Raw genomic sequence first — 7,042 nt, forward strand, 5'->3', positions numbered from 1 at the left:
GAGATGGTGATGCCGGGCGACCGCCTGGAAGTGGTGGTGGAGCTGATCCAGCCGATCGCGATGGACCGCGGGCTGCGCTTCGCCATCCGCGAAGGCGGCCGGACGGTCGGCGCCGGCTCGGTGACCGAGATCATCAAGTGATTCACGGGGCCGGCCCCGCCGGCCCCGCCACGCTAGACGGCCCCGCGAGGCCGGACGGAAACGGCGATGCGCGAGAACATCGTGCTGGCCTGCACTGAGTGCAAGCAGCGCAACTACACCTCGAAGAAGAACAAGAAGACCACGCCCGACCGGCTGGAGCTGAAGAAGTACTGCCGCTTCTGCCGCAAGCACACGCCCCACAAGGAATCGCGCTGAAGTCGACGGCGCGGCCCCTCGGGGCGGGCGGGGAGATCGACCACAGGGCAGTAGCTCAATTGGTAGAGCAGCGGTCTCCAAAACCGCAGGTTGGGGGTTCGAGTCCCTCCTGCCCTGCCAGCCGCGGCGAAACGCCGGGGCGGGCGGCCTGAAGCGAGACGGAGGACAGGGTGAAATTCTTCCGCAAGATTCGGAGCTTCTTCGACGACGTCGTCAAGGAGCTCAAGCGGACCTCCTGGCCGTCGCGGAACGAAGTGCAGGGCACGACCGTCGTCGTCGTCGTGACGGTGGTGATCGTGTCGGTCTACCTCTACGGGGTGGACCTGCTGCTGGGCACCGCCCAGAAGTACTTGCTCTTCCGCGGCGTCGCCGGAAACTGACGGGCGACGGCGGCATCGTGGACGAAGAGCGCAGAGAAGGCCAGACGGACGCGGCGGCGGCGGCCGACGGGGGGGATGCCTCCGCTCGGCAGTGGTACATCATCCACACCTACAGCGGCTTCGAGAACAAGGTCAAGCAGTCGCTGCGCCAGCGGGCGGACGCCTACGGCATGGGCGACAAGATCGGCGAGATCCTCGTTCCGACCGAGGAGGTCGTCGAGCTGCGCGACGGGAAGAAGATCACCACGCGCAAGAAGTTCTTCCCCGGCTACGTTCTCGTGCACATGGAGATGTCCGACGAGGCGTGGCACGTCGTGCGTTCGACGCCGAAGGTGACCGGCTTCGTCGGGGGCGGCCAGAAGCCGCTGCCGATGCCGCAGGAAGAGGTCGACCGGATCATCAATCAGGTTTCGGTGACGAAGGAGAAGCCGAAGCCTAAGATGGACTACCACGTCGGCGAGCAGGTCAAGATCATCGACGGGCCGTTCAGCAACTTCACCGGCGTCGTCGAGGACGTGAACGAAGACCGCGCCACGTTGAAGGTGATGGTGAGCATCTTCGGCCGCGCCACGCCGGTGGAACTGGAGTTCCACCAGGTCAAGCGGCCGGAGTGATCCCGGACCCCGCGCGGGCCGCAAGGCGGGCGCGGGGGAGCACGGGCGGAAATGACCCCAGGGCCGCCGGCGCCGCAGGCGCCGGACGCCCGACGGCGCCGCGTCGGCGGGGCCGGGAAGAGTAGGGCGGGAGCGGCTGAAGACCCGCGAAGGGGCCGCGCTGGAACCGCCATGATGGACGCCGGACGAACGTCCCGGCGTCCGCGAGGACAAGATGGCCAAGAAAGTCGTCGCGCTGGTGAAGCTCCATTGCCCCGCCGGCAAGGCCACCCCGGCGCCGCCGGTCGGTCCCGCGCTCGGGCAGCACGGCGTGAACATCATGGAGTTCTGCAAGTCCTTCAACGCCCGCACGCAGGGGCAGGAAGGGCTGATCATCCCCGCGGTGATCACGGTGTACTCCGATCGGTCGTTCACGTTCATCACCAAGACGCCGCCGGCGTCGGTGCTGCTGCTGCGGGCCGCGGGACTCCAGAAGGGTTCCGGCGAGCCGAACCGCAACAAGGTCGGCAAGGTGACCCGCAAGCAGGTCGAGGAGATCGCCAAGACCAAGACTCCCGACCTGACGGCCGCCGATCTCGAGGCGGCGGTGCGGACGGTCATGGGCAGCGCCCGCAGCATGGGCATCGAAGTCGTGGACTGAGGGGGCTGAAGATGGCTAAGCACGGAAAGAACTACTCCGCGGCGGTCCGCAAGCTGGACAAGCCGGCCTTCGGCCTCGACGAGGCAATGGTCCGCCTGAAGGAAGTCGCCTACGCGAAGTTCGACGAGACCGTCGAGATCGCGCTGCTGCTGGGCGTCGACCCGCGCCACGCCGACCAGATGGTCCGCGGCACGGTCGTCCTGCCCCACGGCACGGGCAAGTCGCTCAAGGTCCTCGCGATCGTCGGCCCGGACAAGGTCGCCGACGCGCAGGCCGCGGGCGCGGACATCGTCTGGACCGGCCCCGAGGCGGTGACGCAGATCACCGGCGGGAACCTCGACTTCCAGGCCGTCGTCGCCACGCCGGACGTGATGCGCGACCTCGGCAAGCTGGGAAAGGTCCTCGGCCCGCGCGGCCTGATGCCGAACCCCAAGACCGGCACCGTGACGCCGAACATCGGCCAGGCGGTGAAGGAGATCAAGGGCGGCAAGGTCGAGTTCCGGGTCAACAAGACCTCGATCGTGCACGGGATCATCGGCAAGAAGTCGTTCGCCGCCGAGAACCTGCTCGAGAACTTCAAGGCGTTCGTCGGGGCCGTGCAGCGGGCCAAGCCGTCTTCGGCCAAGGGCCGCTACATCAAGTCCTGCTTCGTCTCGGCGACGATGAGCCCGAGCATCCCGATCGACCTTGCCGAGGTCGACAAGCTGCAGCAGGCCGAGCGGGCCTGACCGCGGAGGATTGACGATGGTTCGGACCCGCTCGCAAAAAGAAGCCCTGATCGCGGAGATCCGCGACGTCTTCACCGAGGCCAACAGCCTCTTCCTGGTCAGCCTCGCCGGCTTGGCCAGCAACGACGTGAACGCCCTCCGCGCCGCCCTCCGGGCGAAGGGCGCGAAGATGCGCGTCGTCAAGAACCGCCTCGCCCGGCGCGCGGCCGGCGACGGTCCGGTGCACAAGCTGGACGACGCCTTCCGCGGCCCGACGGCGGTGGTCTACCACCCGAGCGACCCGGTGTCGATGGCGAAGGGGCTGGTGGCGTTCGCCAAGGACCACCCGCAGCTCGACCTCCGGGCCGGCCTGATCGACCGGGACCAGGTGGTCCTCGGCGCCGACGCGAAGGCCGTGGCGGAAATGCCGAGCATGGAGCAGATCCGCGCCACGCTGCTGGCGCTGATCAACACGCCGGCCACGATGCTGGTCCGGCTGCTCGGGACCCCCTCCACCCAGGTGGCGCGGGTGATCGACGAACGGGGCAAGACGTTGGGCGGCGGCGAAGAGGCCGCTCCCGAGGCGCAGAACTGAGGAATCGCGCCGCGGGCCGCACAGGGCCGCGCGGGCGTTGGCGATGTCAGGAAACCCGGACCGGCGGAGCGCTGGCCGGCTGAGGGAGAACGCAGACAATGGCTGATCTCAACCAGATTGCTGAGCAGTTGAGCGGTTTGACCATTCTCGAGGCGGCCGGCCTGGTCAAGATGCTCGAAGAGAAGTGGGGCGTGTCGGCGGCGGCGCCGGTCGCGGTGGCCGCGGCTCCGGCGGCGGGCGCGGCGGCGGCTCCGGCCGAAGAGAAGACCGAGTTCGACGTCGTGCTGACCGCGGTCGGCGACAAGAAGATCAACGTGATCAAGGTCGTCCGCGAAGTGACCAGCCTCGGGCTGAAGGAAGCCAAGGACCTGGTCGAGGGCGCGCCGAAGCCGGTCAAGGAAGGCGTGTCCAAGGGCGAGGCCGAGGACATCAAGAAGAAGTTCGCCGAAGTGGGCGCCACCGTCGAGATCAAGTAAGATAACAGTTTCGACGGCGAGCCCCGGAGGCTCGCGCTGTCGCGCCTGGCGGCCGGGAGCCGGTCGCCGGGCGCGAAGGTTCGCAAGCTGTACCCTGCCCCTCGGACCCCGGGGCCCGGGGCGGAGCAGGCCCGAGAGAGCGCACTCCCGGTCCGTGCCGAACCGTTGCGACAGACCTCGTCCGATCCGCTCGACAGGGCGGAAGGGCGTGGTCTGTCGCCTTTCCGTCCGCTCTCCGCGGGGCGCCGCCGGCGCCTCGCGGCCGCAGGCCCTCTGAAGGGATCCCGATGGCGACCGCCGAGAAGATCTCCCCCGCCCGCCACGACTTCGCCAAGATCGCGAGCAGCATCAAGGTTCCGAACTTGATCGAAGTCCAAAAGCGCTCGTACGAACGGTTCCTGCAGATGTACACCGCCCCGGAAGACCGCGAGGACAGCGGGCTTCAGGCGGTGTTCAAGTCGATCTTCCCGATCGACGACTTCCGCGAGACCTGCTCGCTCGAGTTCGTCGGCTACTCGATCGGCTCGTGGGGCTGCAAGTGCGACCGGCTGCAGGGGATCGAGCGGCTGCGCGTCGTCTGCCCGAGCTGCCGCCGGCCGTTCGTGGCCCGCGACGCGAAGGCGGCGGAGCTGGCGTGCCCGTACTGCGGCGAGACGACCCGCAACAACCTCGAGATCTGCGAGGAGTGCGGCGAGCCGGTCGGGCTGAAGTACAAGTACTCGATGGAGGAGTGCCAGGCCCGCGGGATGAGCTTCAACGTCCCGCTCAAGGTGACGGTGCGCCTCGTCGTGTACGAGAAGGATCCGGACACCGGCGCGCGCAGCATCCGCGACATCAAGGAGCAGGAGGTCTACTTCGGCGAGCTGCCGATGCTGACCGACAACGGCACGTTCATCATCAACGGCACGGAACGCGTCATCGTCAGCCAGCTCCACCGCAGCCCGGGCGTCTTCTTCCAGGCGACGCCGGACCGCGTGACCTACATGGCCAAGGTCATCCCGTACCGCGGCGCGTGGGTCGAGTTCGAGTTCGACCAGAAGCAGCTCCTGCACGTCCGGATCGACCGCAAGCGCAAGTTCCTCGGCAGCGTCTTCCTCCGCGCCCTCGGGCTGGCCGCGGACGAGGAGATCCTGCGGCAGTTCTACACGCCGACGGAGATCCAGCTCGAGCCGGACCACGTGGAGTGGGGCGTCGGGCCGGGGCTGCTGATGCGCCGGGCGCTGAACGAAGTGAAGGACGCGGCGGGGAAGCCGGTCCTGCGCAAGGGGATCAAGATCCGCAAGGCCAACCTGCGCCGCCTCGAAGAGGCCGGGATCGCCAACGTCGGCGTGGCCGACGAGGAGTTCTCGGGCGCGGTGGCCCTCGAGCCGGTCGTCCACCCCAAGAGCGGCGAGGTGCTGGTCGACGTCAACGAGAAGGTCGAATCGCGCGACCTCGCCAAGCTCCGCGACGCGGGGATCGACCGGATCACGGTCTTCTTCCCCGAGACCGACCCGACGGGTCCGGTCCTCCACCTCACGCTGCAGAAGGACTCCGTCAAGACGCCGAACGACGCGCTGATGGAGATCTACCGCAAGATGCGCCCCGGCGACCCGCCGACGGTCGACGCGGCGCAGAAGCTGTTCAACGCGATGTTCTTCGACCCCCAGCGCTACGACTTCTCGCGCGTGGGCCGGCTGAAGTTCAACACGAAGCTGGAGATCAACCGTCCGCTCGACGAGAAGATCCTCCATCCGGACGACTTCTACGCCGTGATCAACTTCTTCCTCCGCCTGCCGGGGGGAGAGGCGCCGCTGGACGACATCGACCACCTCGGCAGCCGCCGCGTGCGCTCGGTGGGCGAGCTCCTCGAGAACCAGTTCCGCATCGGCCTCATCCGGATGGAACGGGCGATCAAGGAGAAGATGTCGGTCTACCAGGAGATGACGACGGCGATGCCGCACGACTTGGTCAACGCCAAGCCGGTCGTCGCCGCGATCCAGGAGTTCTTCGGCAGCTCGCAGCTGTCGCAGTTCATGGACCAGACGAACCCGCTCTCCGAGGTCACGCACAAGCGCCGCCTCTCGGCCCTCGGGCCGGGCGGCCTGTCGCGCGAGCGCGCCGGGTTCGAGGTCCGCGACGTCCATCCGACCCACTACGGCCGCATCTGCCCGATCGAGACGCCGGAAGGCACCAACATCGGCCTGATCGCCTCGCTGAGCATTTACAGCACCGTCGATGACTACGGCTTCCTCGTCACGCCCTACCGCAAGGTGGAGAAGGGCAAGGTCAACGGGTCCACGGTCCTGTTGCGGGCCGACGAGGAAATGCGGGCGGTGCTCGCCCCGCCGGAGGTGGTGGACGTCAAGAGCGGCAAGCTCCAGGCCGGCGCGGCCATCGCCCGCATGAACGGCGACCTGGCGGTGGTCGATTCCAAGGACATCCAGTACGTCGACATCTCGCCCAAGCAGACGGTGGGCGTGTCGGCGGCCCTGATCCCGTTCCTCGAGCACGATGACGCCAACCGGGCCCTGATGGGTTCGAACATGCAGCGCCAGGCCGTGCCCCTGCTGCGGACCGAGCCGCCCATCGTGGCCACCGGCATGGAAAAGCACGTGGCCGAGAACAGCGGCATGGTGATCAAGGCCCGCACGAGCGGGAAGATCACGGCCGTGGACGCCACCCGCATCGAGATCAACGGGACCGACGAGTACGTCCTCCGCAAGTTCCAGGGCCTCAACGAGCGGACCTGCCTGAACCAGCGGCCGATCGTCCACCTGGGCCAGGAGGTCCAGGCCGGGCAGATCATCGCCGACGGGCCGGCCTGCCGGAACGGCGAACTGGCCCTGGGCCGTAACGTGCTCGTCGCCTTCGTGACCTACGAGGGTTACAACTTCGAGGACGCCATTGTCATCAGCGAGCGGCTGATCAAAGAGGATGTCTTCACCAGCATCCACGTCGACGAGTACGACATCGAGATCCGCGAGACCAAGCTGGGGCGCGAGGAGTTCACCCGAGACATTCCCAACGTCTCTGAGCGGGCGCTGGCCAACCTCGACGAGAACGGCATCGTTCGTATCGGTACCCGCGTCGGGCCGGGCGACATCCTCGTCGGCAAGGTCAGCCCCAAGAGCAAGAGCGAGCTCTCCCCGGAAGAAAAACTGCTGCACGCGATCTTCGGGCGGGCCGGCGAGGACGTGAAGAACGACTCCCTGGAGGTTCCGTCCGGAGTCGAAGGGATCGTGATCGCGACCGAAAAGTTCTCCCGTCAGATGAGCCTCTCGGAGGAGGAGC

Annotated in this window: 9 protein-coding genes and 1 tRNA gene; all 10 read left to right on the forward strand. The window is 67.6% G+C overall.

All coding sequences use genetic code 11. From position 1 onward, the window contains the following. A partial coding sequence (gene tuf, locus LLG88_00295) for an elongation factor Tu (protein ID MCE5245353.1) occupies positions 1-141 on the forward strand: 141 nt, incomplete at its 5' end. A gap of 66 nt (positions 142-207) precedes the next feature. Continuing rightward, positions 208-357 carry a 50S ribosomal protein L33 gene (gene rpmG / locus LLG88_00300; GenBank protein MCE5245354.1) on the forward strand — a complete coding sequence of 50 codons (150 nt, stop codon included), beginning with the start codon at positions 208-210 and terminating at the stop codon, positions 355-357. A gap of 44 nt (positions 358-401) precedes the next feature. Next, a tRNA-Trp gene (locus tag LLG88_00305) sits at positions 402-477 on the forward strand. Between the two features lie 50 nt (positions 478-527). Continuing rightward, a complete protein-coding gene (gene secE, locus LLG88_00310; GenBank protein MCE5245355.1) occupies positions 528-737 on the forward strand; it encodes a preprotein translocase subunit SecE in 210 nt (69 codons plus the stop codon). A 98-nt stretch (positions 738-835) separates the two neighbouring features. Further along, the gene (gene nusG / locus LLG88_00315; GenBank protein ID MCE5245356.1) at positions 836-1,351 is read left to right on the forward strand and encodes a transcription termination/antitermination protein NusG; all 516 of its coding nucleotides are present in this window, start codon (positions 836-838) and stop codon (positions 1,349-1,351) included. A 214-nt stretch (positions 1,352-1,565) separates the two neighbouring features. Then, a complete protein-coding gene (gene rplK, locus LLG88_00320; protein MCE5245357.1) occupies positions 1,566-1,991 on the forward strand; it encodes a 50S ribosomal protein L11 in 426 nt (141 codons plus the stop codon). Between the two features lie 11 nt (positions 1,992-2,002). Beyond that, positions 2,003-2,719, forward strand: coding sequence for a 50S ribosomal protein L1 (gene rplA / locus LLG88_00325; GenBank protein MCE5245358.1), 717 nt, complete (start codon positions 2,003-2,005; stop codon positions 2,717-2,719). Between the two features lie 16 nt (positions 2,720-2,735). Continuing rightward, on the forward strand, positions 2,736-3,293 hold the full coding sequence (gene rplJ / locus LLG88_00330; GenBank protein ID MCE5245359.1) for a 50S ribosomal protein L10: 558 nt from the start codon (positions 2,736-2,738) through the stop codon (positions 3,291-3,293). 98 nt (positions 3,294-3,391) lie between these two features. Further along, complete coding sequence (gene rplL, locus LLG88_00335) at positions 3,392-3,769, forward strand: 50S ribosomal protein L7/L12 (GenBank protein ID MCE5245360.1); 378 nt, start codon at positions 3,392-3,394, stop codon at positions 3,767-3,769. A gap of 287 nt (positions 3,770-4,056) precedes the next feature. Then, a partial coding sequence (gene rpoB, locus LLG88_00340) for a DNA-directed RNA polymerase subunit beta (GenBank protein ID MCE5245361.1) occupies positions 4,057-7,042 on the forward strand: 2,986 nt, incomplete at its 3' end.

The organism is bacterium, assembly GCA_021372775.1.
In the GTDB taxonomy this organism is placed as follows: Bacteria; Acidobacteriota; Polarisedimenticolia; order J045; family J045; genus JAJFTU01.

What these genes read in the sequence shown, in the direction of transcription:
- rplJ (MCE5245359.1), top strand. Translation starts at nt 2,736, where the DNA reads ATGGTTCGGACCCGCTCGCAAAAAGAAGCCCTGATCGCGGAGATCCGC.
- rplA (MCE5245358.1), top strand. Translation starts at nt 2,003, where the DNA reads ATGGCTAAGCACGGAAAGAACTACTCCGCGGCGGTCCGCAAGCTGGAC.
- rplK (MCE5245357.1), top strand. Translation starts at nt 1,566, where the DNA reads ATGGCCAAGAAAGTCGTCGCGCTGGTGAAGCTCCATTGCCCCGCCGGC.
- rpmG (MCE5245354.1), top strand. Translation starts at nt 208, where the DNA reads ATGCGCGAGAACATCGTGCTGGCCTGCACTGAGTGCAAGCAGCGCAAC.
- rplL (MCE5245360.1), top strand. Translation starts at nt 3,392, where the DNA reads ATGGCTGATCTCAACCAGATTGCTGAGCAGTTGAGCGGTTTGACCATT.